Here is a 15,887-nt window from a genome sequence, read left to right as displayed (position 1 = left end):
CGGTTATGGTCAGCTACGTGGTTGAATTCAGGCACTAAAATAATAAATGTGTGGTGACAGTCTGGTGGAGTTGCATTGAACATGCTTAAGGTCAGGTGGATGACCTTTGTTGCAGTCTGTGCTGCTTTGCTCACGGCCAATACCGTTTTGGCGAGAGATGAGGCGGCTTTGATTGTTTTGGGGCAGGCAGTTTTTCTTGAGCAGTCAAAGGGGAATTGTATTGCCTGCCATGCCATCAGTGATCCGCAGGCGCAACTCGCCGGAAATCAGGGGCCACCTATATTCAATATGAAGTTGCGTTACCCGGATAAACGTCTGTTAAGGGCTCAGGTTTGGGATGCAACCCGCAATAATCCGCTGACACTGATGCCACCGTTTGGCAAGCACTGGATACTCTCTGAACATGAGATTGATGCGGTTGTTGAGTATATATACCAGTATTAAAGAAGAAGTCAGGTTGATGTCTGACAGAGGAGCAGTTGATGAGTATGACACGACGATCGGTGATTAAAGCCATAGCAACCAGCGGAGCATTGCTGGGGTTGGGGGTATTATCACCGCGTCTGGCATTTGCGGCCTGGAATGAAAAGGCTTTTAGGGCCAAAGATCAGGGCACCGCAATGCAGGAGCTGCTGGGTGGGGAACCTCAGCCCAGTGCTGAAATCCTGCTCAAAGCACCCGATATTGCAGAGAATGGTGCGGTGGTGCCGGTGACAGTGAGTTCCACCCTGTCGGGTGTTGAGTCGATTAGCCTGTTTGTTGAAGACAATCCAACCCCGTTGGCCGTTGAGTTTTTGCTGCCACCGGGTACCGATGCAGATATATCCACCCGAATTCGGATGGGTAAAACCTCAAAAATTACTGCGGTGATAAAAGCAGAAGGCAAGCTTTACAGCGCTGTAAAAGAGGTCAAAGTCACCATCGGTGGCTGTGGCGGGTAATCAGAATTCGAGAGGGTGGAACAATGGCAGAAGGCATCATCAAAGTTAAAGCGAAATCCATGGGTGAGAAAACCCAGGTCAAAATGATGGCCAAACATATTATGGAAACCGGACAGCGCAAGGATAAAACCACCGGTGAAACCATCCCGGCGCTTTATCTGCAGGAGTTGTCCGTTGTGCATGCGGGCAAGGTGGTATTCGCCGCAAATATGAGCACGCCTGTCTCTAAGAACCCCTATTTCTCCTTCACTTTCTTAGGTGGTGCTGAAGGTGAAGAGCTGCTGATTAGCTGGAAAGAAAATACCGGCAAGTCAGCCACTGAGGTGGCGAAAATCCGCTAGTCAACATGCTCAATTTCAGAAAGGTGAAACCGTTTCAGGGATGGATAACAGTCGCCTTATTGTTGTGTGCAACCACATCGGTGCTGGCCGATGCATCTGAACCCCTTATTGATCCTGAAGCAGATCGACAGGCACTGCGGGCCTATTACCTGAAACGTTTTCCCGGTGTTGATATTCAGGACTATATCAATGGCATCTACGCATTGGATGCAGCGTCCCGTGAACAGTGGCAGGCACTGGAAGAGTTTCCACCCTATGAGTTTGATCTCGAAGCGGGAGAGGCGTTGTTTAATACCCCCTTCGCCAATGGGCAGACCTATGCCGCCTGTTTTCCAAATGGCGGAGTGAGTATCAGACAACATTACCCCTACTGGAATGCGGCAGAGGGGCGGGTAAAAACGCTGGAACTCGAAATCAATGAGTGCCGTGAAAAGAACGGTGAACAGCCCTATCCGTGGAAAAAAGGGCCATTGGCCCAGATCTCTGCCTACATGGCCTGGACTTCACGGGGCCAAGTTTTCGACATCAAAGTACCGGCAGATGACGCAGGTGCTCTGGCTGCCTATGCAGCGGGAAAACGTTTCTTTTACGCCAAACGTGGTCAGTTGAATCTCTCCTGCGCCAACTGTCATCTGGAAGGCAGTAATATTTTTATACGTGCCGATCTGCCAGGCCCCGCACTGGGACAAACTACACATTTTCCCGTGTATCGCTCCAAGTGGGGTGAGTTGGGTACATTGCATCGACGGTACGAGGGATGCCATCGGGATACCCGTTCTGATCCGCTGCCGCCGCAGTCAGATGCTTTCAGGAATCTGGAATATTTTCAGACCTATATGTCTAACGGATTACCGGTCAACGGTCCTGGGGCACGCAAATGAGGTTTGGTGTATGAATGCAGCTTACACTCGTTATCTGCTCCTGAGTCTGTTGGTATTCGTTGCCAATGTTCAGGCGGCTGAGCCGCAAACCTATCAGCAGGCGTTTGAACTCAATCGGGCTATGTATGGCAAAGGGCATCTGTTTACATGGCAGGGTCAGGAATTCAGTACTGACCACCCGGAAGAACTGGACGCACAAACACCGGCTACCCGCGACAAGGCTGAGGCAATGCTGCATGCGGCCCAAGTGCTGAATCAGCGCGCTTCTGAACTTGAATATGCTTGGCGCATGACGGCGGGATTACTGGAACAGGCCGAACAGGCATTACGGGCCGGTGAATTCCGCCAGTGTATGAATCTGGCAGCACAGGCGCATTATCAGGCCCGCATGAGCATTCAGCAGGCGGAGTATAATCAGCAACACTGGCGGGATGCGGTACCCCAATGAAGCGAGACAACCCTGGGTTTAAATTACCTGCGTTTGCATCGTCAACGGGTTTGTTGATCAGGGAGCAGCAGAAATGTCGTTAAGCCGCAGGGAGTTCGCGCAACTGATCGGTGTTGCCGGTATTGCCGGGTTATTACCTCAGCGACTGCTGGGTTCTGAGCACAGACTTCATGAGCAATACCTGCTGCCCAACCGGGGTAATGTGCGTTTGCTGCATATGACGGACTGCCATGCGCAGCTTTTGCCTGTGTACTATCGTGAGCCAGATATGAATCTGGGTGTTGGTCCGGCTACAGGTAAGCCACCTCATCTGGTCGGCAATAAGTTGCTGGCGCACTTCGCCATACCGCCCGGCTCACTGGAAGCCCATGCCTTTACTCATCTGAACTTCGCTGAAGCTGCGGCACGTTTCGGCAAGGTGGGTGGCTTTGCGCATCTTAAAACTCTGGTTGATCAACTCAGGCAGAGCTTCGGTGCAGAGAAAACCCTGTTGCTTGATGGTGGGGACACCTGGCAGGGATCAGGCACGGCTTATAAAACCCGTGGTAAGGACATGGTGCGGGCCTCCAATGCACTGGGTGTTGATCTGATGACCGGCCATTGGGAATTCACCTACCATCAGCGTGAAGTGTTGCAGAATATTGCCGATTTCAATGGCGAATTTCTGGCTCAGAATGTTTTTGTGACGGAGGATGCGCTGTTCAACAGCGAGCTGGACTACCTGCATGATCCTGAGTCAGGCCGTATCTTTAAACCCTACACTGTTCGTTCACTGGGGTCCGTACGCGTGGCAGTTATTGGTCAGGCGTTCCCCCGTACCAGAATTACCAATCCGGCGCGTTTTATACCGGACTGGAGCTTTGATATTCACGCAGAGAAGTTACAGGTACTGATTAACTTTCTGCGTGAACATGAGAAAGTTGATGCGGTTGTGCTGCTGTCACATAACGGCATGGATGTAGACCTGAAACTGGCCGCTCAGGTGACCGGGATAGATATCATTCTGGGTGGCCATACCCATGATGCTCTGCCGGCCCCGAGTATCGTGAAAAACCGCAGCGGTCAGACACTGGTGTGTAACGCTGGATCAAACGGTAAATTTCTGGCGGTACTGGATCTGAATATCGCCAAAGGCCGACTCAAAGGGTTCCATTATCGCCTGCTACCGGTTTTTTCGGAGTTACTGCCAGCTAATCCGGATATGGATCGGTTGATTGAAGATATCCGGGCGCCTCATCTGCCGTGGTTGCAGGAGGAACTGGCGGTGGCTGATCGGGTGATGTTCCGTCGGGGTAATTTTAACGGCACCTTTGATCAGTTGATTTGTGATGCTCAACGGACGGTCAATGATGCCCAGATTGCGCTTTCGCCGGGCTTTCGCTGGGGCACCACTGCATTGAAAGATCAAATGCTGACCATGGAACACGTGCTTAACCAGACCTGTCTGACTTATCCGGAAACCTATGTGCGTGAAATGACGGGTGCCGAACTCAAAATGGTTCTTGAGGATGTGGCGGATAACCTGTTTAACCCTGACCCTTATCTGCAGTCCGGAGGGGACATGGTTCGGTTGGGCGGAGTTGATTATGTCTGCGACCCCACTGAAAAAATGGGTCGTCGTATATCTGATCTGACGCTGGACAACGGTGAAAAAATTGAGGCAGGCAAACGTTATAAGGTGGCTGGCTGGGCGACGGTGAGTGAGCAATCCGAAGGTCAGCCTATCTGGGATCTGGTTGCCACCTACCTGCGGGATCGCAAATCGGCGCATATCACCAAGCTGAATACACCTAAATTAAAAGGCGTCAGGAATAACCCGGGGCTGGAGGATTCCCCGGCATAGCGTTAGCAACTCAAGGTCGCTGTTCGACCTGGGATCTGGTTAAATACGCCCTTTACTACTTCGTTGGGAACCTGTCATGAAGTTGCGTTTACTGTTACTGATCAGCCTGATTCTGACCGGCTGTAATGCATCCTGTGTGCAGCCCTCGGCACCTGCGGCTGAAACGGTATCACCCGGGCCTGAACCTGCAACAGCCGCGACCAATACTGCCCCATCGAGTGAAGCACTGGACCAGTTATCAGGGCGTATCAGTAAGGCGCAGGAATACCTGTTGCAGCTTAAAACCCAGAATGGAGAACTACAGCAGCAGGTGCAGGCGTTGTTGTTGCAGGTGCAGACGGTGCGTGATCTGATCATCAATGCACCTGCTCAGGGTGAAGCGGTGCCAACTGAATCCGCTACAGCGCAGCTCAATGAGGTGATGGAACAACTAAGCCGTCTGGCGGCAGATCTGCAACCTGCAGCGTCGGGTACCTACCGCATCAGTTCGGCTTATTCTGCCCAGGGTGACTGGGTGGTGGTGCGTTATGATCAGATCAGTGGTGAAAGCTGGTTGGCGCAAGCCGGGCAGTGGATACCGCTTGAAGAGTCAAATGTGCTTGCTGCGGGGGATTATGAGATCAGTGTTTTGCGGGCTGATCAGGATAAAAAAGGGTATGTGGCGTTGCGTATGGACCGTCTGTCAGGTGACAGCTGGTGGTTGAACGGCAAGCGCTGGCAGCGTTTTGCAGAGTAGAGTGCCATGCCTTTCAGTTTAAGTGATTCGGCTGCGGAGCTGGCTGGTCTGATCGACCTCTTCAATGGCTTGTTCAAAGACTCCCTGAATACCGTTCTGGTGAAAGGCACGGATGAACCGGTCTATCTGCCTGCAGACGAACAGCATCCCCATCATCGAATCATCTTTGCGCACGGTTTTTATGCCAGCGCCCTGCATGAGATTGCGCATTGGTGTGTGGCGGGCGAGCAACGGCGTTTACTGCCGGATTATGGTTACTGGTATAAACCGGATGGCCGTACCGCTCAGGAGCAGGCTGAATTCGAACGGGTTGAAGTGACCCCTCAGGCCTATGAGTGGTTGTTGACGGTGGCTGCTGGTCGCAGCTTCAACTTCAGCGCGGATAATATTGGCGGCGGCTTTGGTCCCAGCGACAGCTTCAGACAGCATGTTCATAATCGGATCCATAGCCTGCTGGAAAAGGGCCTGCCTGACCGGCTGCAGGCACTGGTTACAGCTTTGTGCCAGCAGCAGGGACGGGCCTTTCCCAAGGCTGAAGAGTTTTGTTTATAGCTCAGTGATGCTGGTGGCCTGCGCCATGCCCACCGGGCATCTGAATCGGCAGTGTCACCGTCTGAGTTTCGCCATTGGAAAAGCTGAGGTTGAGTTCAATCTGCTCACCTGCCACCAGAGGCGAGTGTAAACCCAGCAGCATGATGTGCAACCCACCGGGCTCTAATGCGGTTGTGGTCTGTGGGGGCAGTGTGATGGACATCATCTGTCGCATGCGCATCACGCCGTTATCATGCTGGTGGCCATGCAGCTCGACCTTGTCAGCGACATCAGACGCGGCGGTTGTCAGATTTACTGCCTGGTCGCTGCTGTTTTTCAGGCGCATAAACGCCGCACTGTTGCTCTGTCCCGGTGGTGTGGCGCGGACAAAGGCATCCTCAATGATGATCGCTGAATCAGCCCATGCTGGCGTGAGTGTACCAAGCAGAAGAGATGTTGAAAGTACCAGCCTGTTGATTGCTAAACGCATAATCGCTTCCTATAAGAGAGATTCAATCCTGTCGGCCAGCTCATCCGGAGAGACGGTATGGGGCAGGGCAGCGATGAGAGTACCGTTGGTGTCAATCAGATAGAGTCTTGATGAGTGATCAACGGCATAGTCCATGGCGGAGTTTTCAAGTTTGCTGATCTGGTAGTAAGCACCGTATTGTCTGACGACCTGATCAATTTGCGCTTTGCTGCCGGTGGCGCCTCTGAAATTCGGGTGAAAAAACCGGGCATAACTGGCCAGCTTTTCAGGGCTATCCCGCTCGGGGTCGACACTGATGAAAAGACCGGTGACCTGCGGTTGCTCTGCGGCAGGTAGGCGGGCAATGGCTTGTGCGGCCACTGCCAGTGCTGTTGGGCAGACATCCGGGCAGGAAGCATAACCAATGTAGAACATCAGCACCTTGCCCTTGAAATCACTCAGGGAGAGAGGGCCTTCGCTGGAAACCAGGGTGAAATCTCCGCCCAGTTTGTCACCCATGGCCAGGCGTTGTTCGACAGGCTGGGGGCGGAAATAAAAAGCCACTGCGACACCCATCAACATCAGCGTGGTTAAGATCAGCAGGTTTCTTAATGTGTGCATATTCACCTCGCACTGAACGCAAAACTGGCCAGTGTTTCTTTTTGTCCTTGCCGGGCTTGCACTACTGCCTGCCAGCGCATTTCGCCAGAGGTACAGAGTGCCAGCGTAAGTGTGCCGCGCCAGTGTTGGCCGTCGTCTGAGGGCGTCAGTTCAACGCGGTGCAGACCCATGTACATCTCAACACCTTGCAGGTCGACAATCACCTGATCGGCCTGAATATCAGTCAGGGTAACTTCAAACGTCAGCGGCACCATAGAGGCGACAGGACGTGTCACAATCGCTAACTGAACGTTTCGGGTGCGGTTCTGTGCACTGCAGACGTTTTGACTGATATCGCACTCAGGATCAGAGTTCAGGGTTTTCGCTGGGTCTGACCTGAAGTGTTCGCCGAGCATCACCAGGATTAATACCCCCAGCGCAATGATCACCAGACTGAGCAACGTTTTTAGTTGGCGGGCTTTATCCATCTCTGCCTCTGAGTATGCGGATATTTTAAGAACCGGTGTCGGCGGTTAGAAGTGACATATTGTCGCACGTGGATAACGCAAAAAGGAATTTAAATGAATCGTATTGCGAATCATTATTATTCGTATATAATGGGATCAGTTGCCGGTTGGTTTGCTCACCACCGGCGGCGGTGCAGGGTGATTGGCAGTTTTGCCCGGGCACGTCACAAGCTCAAGTACCTCCGTTCTCCGCGCCTATGGCGCGGTTTTTTTTACCTCAAAAAAAAGCCACCCGAGGTGGCTTAATTGAAGATGAAAGATCAGGCGTCCAGACCTTTATTTGGCCAGTAACCAATGCGCAGGCCACCCCAGTGACGGTTGTTGACGAAAATAGGCACGGACAGGTCGTGCATGATTTCACCGGTATCCCGTTTGTAGGTCTGCAGCAGCATGGTGTCTGTGTGGCAACCACAGCGGGCACCGGTCCGGTCATTAAACAAACGCTTGCTACGGCTCTGAACCAGGTCAATCTGCGGATCACCGGTCGGCGGTTTGGCAAACTGATTGTTGTGTGTCGGTACATAGCCATTCGGGTCGGTGACAATGGCGTATACCATCGACTGATCAGCACTGAGTGCGGGTTCCTGCAGACTCGGCAGAAGCTTATCGGTCAGCGTATCGTAACGGGTATGGTATTTCTGTGGGTTGGTGCCATTGATCGGAATATAATTACGGTCAAACAGGTCAGACTCGCTGATCTGCCCCGTTTTGATCGCTTGTTCAAAGGCGGCACTGACTTTGTCCGCGGTTGAGCGGGCGAGGGCATAGAATTTTTTGTGATAGCTTTCACTGCTACCACTGGCCAGAATCGCGTTGGATTTCTCGGCCGCTTCCATCAGGGCTGCAGCCTGTTGCGCAAGGTGCTGCACTTCATGATCACTTTCTTCAAGCTCGTGACCGACGCGGGTCAGTGAGCTGGAGATCACTTCCAGGTTATAACGGTTGGCCTGGGCACCTTCAGCAATCGTTGAAATCTGTTCTTCCACGATTGCGGACTGATTGGCGATACCGCCCAACTGTCCGCTGATTGTTTCCATCGCTTCAGTGCCATTTTCAACATTGCGGGTCAGGGTGTGTATCCGGCTGACAACCTGTTCGGTTTCACTACGGATCTCATCGACAATGGTTTCGACTTCACCGGTGGCGCTGGCAGTTCGGGATGCGAGCTGACGTACTTCATCTGCTACAACGGCAAAACCGCGACCGTGATCGCCAGCACGGGCGGCCTCAATCGCTGCGTTAAGCGCCAGCAGGTTGGTTTGCTCAGCGATCTCTTCGATTACTTTGGTGACATCCTGAATTTTTTGAGACTTGGCGTTCAGCTGCTCAATCAAGGTGAGGGTTTCAGCAGCCTGGGAGTTCAGCTCACGAATGTCCTGCATCGCCTGAGTAAGGCCCGTCTGGCCCATACTGGCAGTATCTTTAGCCTGGATCGCATTTTCAGCAGCAATTTTGGCTTGTTCGGCTGATTGGGTCACGGTCACCATCATCTGCTCTGAATTCTGAGCAATCTGCGAGACTTCGTTGACCTGATTATCAAGTTTGCTTTTCAGTTTGTCCGCAGTGAAAGATACTTCGGCAGCGGCAATGGCGTTGGCATTGGAGCTGTTTGCCAGTTTGGCGCCGGTAATGTGATGGTCCTTGTGCTGAGTGATCAGGCCAGAGAGGACCTTATCCATCAGTTTAAGTGACCGGATGTTACCTGCGTTTAATTGAGTAAAATCATGTTGCATCACTGAAAACAGAGATGCTCTGAGGATTAACAGTGTGACCCCGCCTGCTAACAGGGTACTGATGAGCACAAGCGCGGTAAGCCGCAAATCGTCACTGAGGCTATAGCTCACACCGGTAGCAATGGCCGCTACCACAATCGACGGGAAGAAATTTTTCGAGTACAGGCCCGGAATACTCTCTTTCATAGTGTTCTCTACTTTTTTATCGTTATCTTTATACGTAGCTCTCTTTGTAGCCACTTAGGTATATATACCACCAACCCCGGAGGTGTAAATGAGGTGGTCGGCTAATTGTTTGAAAAGTTGAGGTAGATCCTCATTTATCGGGAAAATTGAAACCCAGTTGTGTTTCGTCTTTGGAACAGGGTTGGTAACCTTGGCGACGGCAGTAGCGGGCAGTGCGCTTCAGTGCCTGACGAGCGTCGTGGAAAGAGGGCATAACCTGATGCTTAACAGTGCTTTTTTCGGTGACGGTGTCACCCCAGCTGCGGGTTATAATCCAGTCACCCATCAGGTCCTGATAGACCCAGGTATGCAGGTAAGCAGTCTGTTTGCGCCAGCGGTAGATCATTGCGGATCAGAGATATAAACCTAGAGTGGGGGCGCATTGAGCCTCAAGATGAGTAATTTGTAAAGGCCACAATGAGCAAGAACACACCCATACGTATTCTGGCAGATGAAAACATGCCGCTGATCAAAGAGATGTGCGCAGCTTTGGGCGAAGTCTGTCTGCGTCCCGGTCGAAACCTTTCAGCGTCAGACCTGGAAGGTATTGATGCGTTGCTGGTGCGGTCCGTAACTTGCGTTGATGCTGATCTGCTGGCTGGATCTCAGGTCAGATTTGTCGGCACCGCCACCATTGGTACAGATCACCTGGATCTGGCCTACCTGAATCAGGCCGGTATTCAATATGCCAGTGCGCCTGGCTGTAACGCGGATGCAGTGGTCGACTATGTCCTCAGTGCTGTATTCACGCTGGCGGAACAGACCGGATCTGATCCGCTGACTAAAACCTGGGGTGTGGTGGGTGTAGGCAATGTTGGTGGGCGTCTGGCTGAGCGGTTGCGTCTTCTGGGCTGTCGGGTACTGCTGAACGATCCGCCACGGGCGCAAGCCGAACCGGGCTTTACGCAGCTTGATCAACTGCTGGCTGAAGCAGATATCCTCTGTTTGCATACACCACTGGCACGGACGGGTCCGCACCCAACTCATCACCTGCTGAATGCTGAGCGTCTTGAGCAGCTTAAGCCTGGTGCTGTCCTTCTAAATGCCGGCAGGGGTCCGGTGATTGATAATCAGGCGCTGCTGGAGCTGTTACAGCAGCGTGATGATCTGCAGGTAGTGTTGGATGTCTGGGAGCATGAACCTGCGGTCAGCAGAGAACTTGCTGAGCGTTGTGCACTGATCTCTCCGCACATTGCCGGCTACAGTCTGGACGGCAAGATCCGGGGCAGTTTTATGGTGTTTTCTGCACTGGCTCAATTCTTACGGCAGCCAGTACAAACAACACTGCAGGATTATCTGCCCGCGCAGAGTACGGCTGCCTTGGATGCAACGCAGATGTCACCGTCACAGCTTATGCGCTCTGTATATGACCCTAGGGTTGACGATCAGCTGCTGCGTGCATCGCTCGAAAATCCGGCTACCCAGACTCAGGAATTTGATCGTTTACGGCGTGAGTATCGTATCCGCCGCGAATTTGCTGCCACTCGGGTTGAAGCCGGTCCGCAGGCTGGGTTCTGCCGGGCGCTTGGCTTTGCACTCGCGAGCCAGCGCGATTTACCGTAAGCTCTCACCCTTTATTAAACACAGGATAGTTAAACCGGATGCCGCAGAGCTTAACCCAACAGGCTGTTCGAACACTGGCTGAACTGGATCCCAGTCCAGGTGCCAGAGTTCAGTTGGAAAGCCGGACGCCCAGCGGGCGTTATCAAACCGTGCTGATTGGCTTGCATGAAGGCTCTAGTCTGATTGTGGCCGCTCCACGTTCCGGTCTTGCTTTAAATGAAGGCGCGCGTCTCACCGCCAAGCTCATCACCGGTAACTTTATTGTGGCTTTCAGTACCCGGTTGCTGAAAATTGCCGCCCAGCCCTATGGTTACTGGCATCTTGAGTACCCGCAGCAGGTGGAAGTCAGACGTCTGCGACGCCATACCCGGGTTCCGGTTAATCTGGTGCTCTCGGTTGATCCCTATGAAGATCAGATGCAGATATCCGGTCATTGGCCGGTGACAGCCTATTGCACCGATCTGAGTATTCAGGGGGGCTGTATCCAGACACCCATGGCACTGGGCAAGGTGAATGATAAGGTGTTGCTGACCCTGCGCCTGCGTGTGGCAGACAATGATCAGGTGGTGCTGGTTTCGGCCCGCATCCGCAGTGTTCAGCCTCAGGCTGGCAGCCTTTCCAGCGTGGTTTCGCACGGTCTTGAATTTGAGGATCTGGATGAAGATGTCCGTCTGATCCTTACCGCGTTTGTGTACCAGCAGTTTTTAATTGAAACGGGACACATCGAGATCCTCAGTTCGGAGTCGAATTAAGATGTTTCGCCTGGGCCTGATTATTAACCCGCTGGCGGGATTAGGGGGCAGTGTTGCCCTTAAAGGCAGTGATGGTGCGGATACCGCCAGGCAGGCACTCGCGCTGGGCGCTGAACCTAAAGCGGGCATCAGAACGTTGCAGGCACTGGAGATGCTCAAGGGTCTGCCGTTGGAGATTGTCACCTATCCGGGTGAGATGGGCGCTGATGTTGCGCTTGAGGCGGGTTTTAAGCCGGTCGTACTGGGCAGTATCCGCCAGGGGAATACGTCTGCTGAAGACACTGTACATGCGGTACTTGATCTGCATAAATCAGGCGTGGATCTGATTCTGTTTGCCGGCGGTGATGGCACCGCACGGGATATCTGCGATGTATTGCCAGATGGGGTGCCGGTACTCGGTATTCCTGCCGGGGTGAAAATTCATTCCGGCGTCTATGCTCTGACGCCAAAAGCGGCAGGCGAGCTGGTGGCTATGCTGGTTCGGGGAGAGCTGGTGACGCTTGAAGCACAGGAGGTGCGGGACCTTGATGAAGCGGCTTTTCGGCAGGGCCAGGTCCGAGCGCGTTTTTATGGCGAGATGAGGGTACCGGCTGAGCATCGTTACCTGCAGCATGTGAAAAACAGCGGCCGTGAAGACGAAGTGCTGGTATTGGATGACATCGCTGCGGATATCATCGAACGAATGGACCCTGATACCTGCTACATCATGGGGTCTGGCTCAACCGTTGCGGCGGTGATGGAGCAGATAGGCTTACCTAATACCCTGCTGGGTGTGGATCTGATCAAAGATGGAGCGCTTCTGGCCGCAGACTGTACCGCAGACCAGCTGCTTGAACTGACGGAAAATCAGCCCTGTGCGCTGGTGATTACGCTTATCGGAGGTCAGGGACATATTATCGGACGGGGCAATCAGCAGCTCTCTCCTGAGCTGTTGCGCAGGCTGGGGCGTCAGAATATTCATGTGATCGCCAGTAAAACCAAGCTTTTAGCGCTGGAAGGGCGGCCTCTGATCGTTGATTCCGGTGATCCGGAGGTGAACCGAATGCTGGCGGGCGTGATACCGGTTATTACCGGATATCACGATGCTGTGCTCTATCGGGTAGCCGATTACTGAGCCTTGACTATGCTGAACAAAGTCACTTCATATCAGGAGGTGCTTTGTGCTGCGTTATCTACTGCTTTTTTTGTGTCGAGCCCTGCCACCAGTTCGGCAGTCATCCCGGACCAGCGGCAACTTTAAATCATCCACTGAGATTCATCGCCGCCTGCAACAGGCGCGCTGGGTACGTGTCTGTCATCTCTGGTTGTCTGCGCTGATTTCGGTTGCCTTGTTTCCTGCGCCAGCTTTTGGGATTGCTGTGGTGTTGTTTACGACTTTTCTGTCGTTCAGTGTGCTGGATGAGTCAGGCTGATCTATCTGCTCAATAAAAAAGGGCCCGAAGGCCCTTAGATCACACCTGCTGTCGCAGGGCGGCAATGCGTTTGTCCAGTGGCGGGTGGCTGGACATCAGTTCCATCAGACCGCCTTTAAGGTGGCTGCTGATACCAAATGCGGTTAGCTGTCCCGGCATTTCATCGGGTCTGCCATACTCAGCCTGCAGCCTCTGCAGCGCCGCAATCATGGCGTGGTTGCTGGACAGGCGAGCGCCTGCGGCATCGGCTCTGAATTCACGCTGACGTGAGAACCAGGCCACCACAAAGGAGGCCAGAATACCGAAGATAATCTCGAACACGAATACGGTGATGTAGTAACCGATGCCGGTTCCTGCCTGACTTTCATTGTTGTTGCGCATCAGGCCATCGACAAAATAGCCGACCACCCGGGCAAAAAACATAACGAAAGTGTTCACGACACCCTGAATCAGCGAGAGGGTGACCATGTCGCCATTGGCTACGTGACCAATCTCATGGGCCATGACCGCTTTAACTTCTTCTGGTCGGAAACGTTGCAGCAGACCGATGCTGACTGCAACCAGCGCATCATTCTTGTTCCAGCCCGTGGCAAAGGCGTTTGCCTGCTGAGCGGGGAAAATACCCACCTGTGGCATTTTGATGCCGGCTTTATCAGCCAGTTCGGCAACGGTATCCAGTAACCATTTTTCGTCAGCATTACGAGGCTGCTCGATAATTTGGGTACGGGTGGACATTTTTGCCATGGTTTTGGAAAGGAAGAGCGAAACAAAGGAACCCGCAAAACCAAACACCGCACAGAAAACCAGCAGACTGCCCAGATCCAGTCCGGATCCGGAAATGTAGTGGTTTACCCCGAGTAGATTCAGGGTGATGCTGGCTACAATCAGCACAGCAATGTTGGTAAGCAGAAAAAGACCGATTCGCATCATAGACGTAGTTGTCCCTGTAGTTGAAACTGACTCTTAGATAAGGCTACTGTGACTTAGTTTCAAGTCTGTAACAGTTATTATTCGACGATTTTCGTCTGGCCTGCTTGGGTTAAGCTTTCTATAATCGATCGTTTTAGACGAATAACGGCGGCGAACGACAGACCCATGGTAATGGCTGAAATCGAAAAGCATCTGCACGGTGCCCTGGGTGATGCGCGAAGACTGTTTCATGGTCGTTCGGGCCTGTTTCCCGGCTGGGAGAATTGGGTCGTAGACTGGTTTCCCCCTGTGGCGGTGATCCGTCTGTATCAGCCGGAAGAGACTGCCTCAGTCAAGGCGCTGGCTGACCAGCTATCGGCATTGCCTGGGGTAGAAGCCATAGTCCTGCAGGAGCGTTATATTGAGCGCGGAGCAAACCACCGTATCCTCAAGGGTAACGTGCCCGAGTCGATACAGGTCAGTGAGAATGGTCTGCGCTTCGAGGTAAGGCTGCTGGATAACCAGAACTCAGGTTTGTTTCTTGATATGCGAGAAGGTCGTACCTGGGTCCGTCAGCAGGCAGCCCACAAGCAGGTGTTGAATCTGTTTGCTTATACCTGTGGTTTTTCAGTGGCCGCCATGGCGGGTGGGGCTGATTCTGTGGTGAACCTGGATATGTCTTCGGGTGCACTGAGCACCGGGCGAACCAATCACCGGTTAAATGGTCACTCCCTGGATCATGTGCGGTTTATGTCACATGATCTGTTTCGTTCCTGGGGTAAGCTTAAAAAATTAGGCCCCTATGATCTGATCATCATTGATCCGCCGAGTTATCAAAAAGGGAGTTTTGTGGCCAGTAAAGACTATCAGCGGGTGATTTCACGGCTCGACAGTCTCACAACTGACGATGCACAGGTGTTGGTGTGTCATAACGCCCCCCAACAGGACACAGCATTTTTGACACAATTGATGGCTGAACATTGCCCGCGGTTTGTGTTTGAGAAACGACTGAATAATCCCGAAGACTTCCCGGAGCTTGATCCTGAAAAGGGGTTAAAGGCTTTGGTCTACACCAAGCGTGACCTGAGCAGGGGAGAGCAGAGTACGTGGAGTTGATCTGTATTGATCTTGAGGCCAGTGGTCTGAGCACGGACTCATATCCGATCGAGATTGCCTGGAAGAATGCTCTGACCGGGGAGTTTGACAGTTTTCTGATTAATCCCGATTCGGCGCCGGACTGGGACTTTTGGGATGAATTTGCTGAAGAGATGCACGGCCTTGAGCGAGAGACTCTCTGTCTTGAAGGCTATGATATTTTCACAGCCTGTGAGCGGTTACGGTTGCTCAAGGGCAAGTGCGTCATCAGCGATGCACCGCAGTTTGATCATTTCTGGCTCAGTCGGCTGTATATGGCTGCCGATGAAGAGATGCCTTTTCAGCTGGTAGGGCTGGAGGAGATACTCGATGAGAAACAGCTGATCGCATACAGTGTCATGTCTAAGGCTCAGTACCGCCGTCATCGCGCCCTGCAGGATGTGGATGACATTCTGGAAAATATCACCCTCCTGCTGGACAACGAATCAGTCTGAGTGCCTTTGTGCGGTTCAGGGATTCAGTACCAACCCTTCAATCTGGTTACGAATAGCATCGTACTGACCCATCTCTTCCGGCAGGAAATACAGTTTGTAGAAACAGCGGTCTGCCATACTGGTTTTCTGATTATTCACGGTTTCCTTGTAGGAGCTGTGCATGTAAGACATCTGTAGGTGAATTACACGGGTGTGAACCGGAATGGTGATTTCGTGGTGTTCCAGATCCAGACGTTTTTTCTCTTCCTTGATGGTGTAGAAGGAAACTTCAGCGACCTGATTCAGGTTGATCAGAAAGTTTGACGTGACAGGTACCAGGTGGCGTTTTTCCAGACCGTTCTGTTCCAGCAGGATACCGCAGTTTTTACGGATTTTAATAAACATATG

Annotated in this window: 21 protein-coding genes; 14 read left to right on the top strand and 7 right to left on the bottom strand. The window is 52.6% G+C overall.

The genetic code is table 11. The annotated features are described in order from the left end of the window. The first annotated feature begins 81 nt into the window (after positions 1-81). From soxX to P2G53_RS12110, 8 genes are all read left to right on the top strand, one after another. On the top strand, positions 82-444 hold the full coding sequence (soxX, locus tag P2G53_RS12145) for a sulfur oxidation c-type cytochrome SoxX (RefSeq protein WP_275817588.1): 363 nt from the start codon (positions 82-84) through the stop codon (positions 442-444). Positions 445-482: 38 nt separating this feature from the next. Next, a complete protein-coding gene (soxY, locus tag P2G53_RS12140; protein WP_275817585.1) occupies positions 483-941 on the top strand; it encodes a thiosulfate oxidation carrier protein SoxY in 459 nt (152 codons plus the stop codon). 23 nt (positions 942-964) lie between these two features. Beyond that, on the top strand, positions 965-1,282 hold the full coding sequence (gene soxZ / locus P2G53_RS12135) for a thiosulfate oxidation carrier complex protein SoxZ (protein WP_275817583.1): 318 nt from the start codon (positions 965-967) through the stop codon (positions 1,280-1,282). 5 nt (positions 1,283-1,287) lie between these two features. Continuing rightward, positions 1,288-2,163: a sulfur oxidation c-type cytochrome SoxA gene (gene soxA, locus P2G53_RS12130; protein ID WP_275817582.1), complete on the top strand. Its 876-nt coding sequence runs from the start codon at positions 1,288-1,290 to the stop codon at positions 2,161-2,163. Positions 2,164-2,173: 10 nt separating this feature from the next. Next, positions 2,174-2,611: a hypothetical protein gene (locus P2G53_RS12125; RefSeq protein WP_275817580.1), complete on the top strand. Its 438-nt coding sequence runs from the start codon at positions 2,174-2,176 to the stop codon at positions 2,609-2,611. Between the two features lie 73 nt (positions 2,612-2,684). After that, positions 2,685-4,454 carry a thiosulfohydrolase SoxB gene (soxB, locus tag P2G53_RS12120; RefSeq protein WP_275817578.1) on the top strand — a complete coding sequence of 590 codons (1,770 nt, stop codon included), beginning with the start codon at positions 2,685-2,687 and terminating at the stop codon, positions 4,452-4,454. 76 nt (positions 4,455-4,530) lie between these two features. Beyond that, entirely contained in the window at positions 4,531-5,190 is a 660-nt protein-coding gene (locus tag P2G53_RS12115) for a hypothetical protein (protein WP_275817576.1), read from the top strand. A 6-nt stretch (positions 5,191-5,196) separates the two neighbouring features. Continuing rightward, positions 5,197-5,742, top strand: a complete 546-nt coding sequence (locus P2G53_RS12110; RefSeq protein ID WP_275817574.1) for an elongation factor P hydroxylase — start codon at positions 5,197-5,199, stop codon at positions 5,740-5,742. 1 nt (position 5,743) lies between these two features. On the opposite strand, the gene P2G53_RS12105 is transcribed toward P2G53_RS12110, so the two are convergent. The 5 genes from P2G53_RS12105 to P2G53_RS12085 form a co-directional block, all read right to left on the bottom strand. Next, entirely contained in the window at positions 5,744-6,211 is a 468-nt protein-coding gene (locus tag P2G53_RS12105) for a copper chaperone PCu(A)C (RefSeq protein WP_275817572.1), read from the bottom strand. Between the two features lie 9 nt (positions 6,212-6,220). Further along, positions 6,221-6,811: an SCO family protein gene (locus P2G53_RS12100; RefSeq protein WP_275817570.1), complete on the bottom strand. Its 591-nt coding sequence runs from the start codon at positions 6,809-6,811 to the stop codon at positions 6,221-6,223. 2 nt (positions 6,812-6,813) lie between these two features. After that, the gene (locus P2G53_RS12095) at positions 6,814-7,278 is read right to left on the bottom strand and encodes a hypothetical protein (protein ID WP_275817568.1); all 465 of its coding nucleotides are present in this window, start codon (positions 7,276-7,278) and stop codon (positions 6,814-6,816) included. A gap of 299 nt (positions 7,279-7,577) precedes the next feature. Beyond that, positions 7,578-9,236, bottom strand: coding sequence for a methyl-accepting chemotaxis protein (locus P2G53_RS12090; RefSeq protein WP_275817566.1), 1,659 nt, complete (start codon positions 9,234-9,236; stop codon positions 7,578-7,580). A 130-nt stretch (positions 9,237-9,366) separates the two neighbouring features. After that, complete coding sequence (locus P2G53_RS12085) at positions 9,367-9,621, bottom strand: hypothetical protein (protein WP_275817564.1); 255 nt, start codon at positions 9,619-9,621, stop codon at positions 9,367-9,369. 71 nt (positions 9,622-9,692) lie between these two features. On the opposite strand from P2G53_RS12085, the gene pdxB reads away from it, so the two are divergent. The 4 genes from pdxB to P2G53_RS12065 are packed head-to-tail and all read left to right on the top strand — an operon-like array spanning position 9,693 to position 13,002. Next, positions 9,693-10,838: a 4-phosphoerythronate dehydrogenase PdxB gene (pdxB, locus tag P2G53_RS12080; protein WP_275817562.1), complete on the top strand. Its 1,146-nt coding sequence runs from the start codon at positions 9,693-9,695 to the stop codon at positions 10,836-10,838. Between the two features lie 38 nt (positions 10,839-10,876). Next, positions 10,877-11,590: a PilZ domain-containing protein gene (locus P2G53_RS12075; RefSeq protein WP_275817560.1), complete on the top strand. Its 714-nt coding sequence runs from the start codon at positions 10,877-10,879 to the stop codon at positions 11,588-11,590. A 1-nt stretch (position 11,591) separates the two neighbouring features. Beyond that, entirely contained in the window at positions 11,592-12,704 is a 1,113-nt protein-coding gene (locus P2G53_RS12070; RefSeq protein ID WP_275817558.1) for an ATP-NAD kinase family protein, read from the top strand. Between the two features lie 46 nt (positions 12,705-12,750). Beyond that, complete coding sequence (locus P2G53_RS12065; protein ID WP_275817556.1) at positions 12,751-13,002, top strand: hypothetical protein; 252 nt, start codon at positions 12,751-12,753, stop codon at positions 13,000-13,002. A 39-nt stretch (positions 13,003-13,041) separates the two neighbouring features. Here P2G53_RS12065 and htpX read toward each other — a convergent pair whose 3' ends face one another. After that, a complete protein-coding gene (gene htpX / locus P2G53_RS12060; RefSeq protein WP_275817554.1) occupies positions 13,042-13,932 on the bottom strand; it encodes a protease HtpX in 891 nt (296 codons plus the stop codon). 171 nt (positions 13,933-14,103) lie between these two features. Between htpX and P2G53_RS12055 the strand changes: the two genes are divergently transcribed. Beyond that, positions 14,104-15,027 (top strand): class I SAM-dependent methyltransferase, encoded by a 924-nt coding sequence (locus P2G53_RS12055; RefSeq protein WP_275817552.1) that lies wholly within the window; start codon positions 14,104-14,106, stop codon positions 15,025-15,027. Next, positions 15,018-15,500, top strand: coding sequence for a hypothetical protein (locus P2G53_RS12050; protein WP_275817550.1), 483 nt, complete (start codon positions 15,018-15,020; stop codon positions 15,498-15,500). Before P2G53_RS12055 ends, P2G53_RS12050 begins: the two co-directional genes overlap by 10 nt. Before the next feature lie 15 nt (positions 15,501-15,515). On the opposite strand, the gene P2G53_RS12045 is transcribed toward P2G53_RS12050, so the two are convergent. Continuing rightward, positions 15,516-15,884 (bottom strand): hypothetical protein, encoded by a 369-nt coding sequence (locus tag P2G53_RS12045; RefSeq protein ID WP_275817548.1) that lies wholly within the window; start codon positions 15,882-15,884, stop codon positions 15,516-15,518. Positions 15,885-15,887: the final 3 nt, after the last annotated feature.

This window comes from Neptuniibacter sp. CAU 1671, assembly GCF_029222905.1.
Taxonomy (GTDB): Bacteria; Pseudomonadota; Gammaproteobacteria; order Pseudomonadales; family Balneatricaceae; genus Neptuniibacter.
The sequence above is the reverse complement of the archived record's forward strand: the minus strand, read 5'-3'. Positions and strand labels throughout refer to the sequence as shown.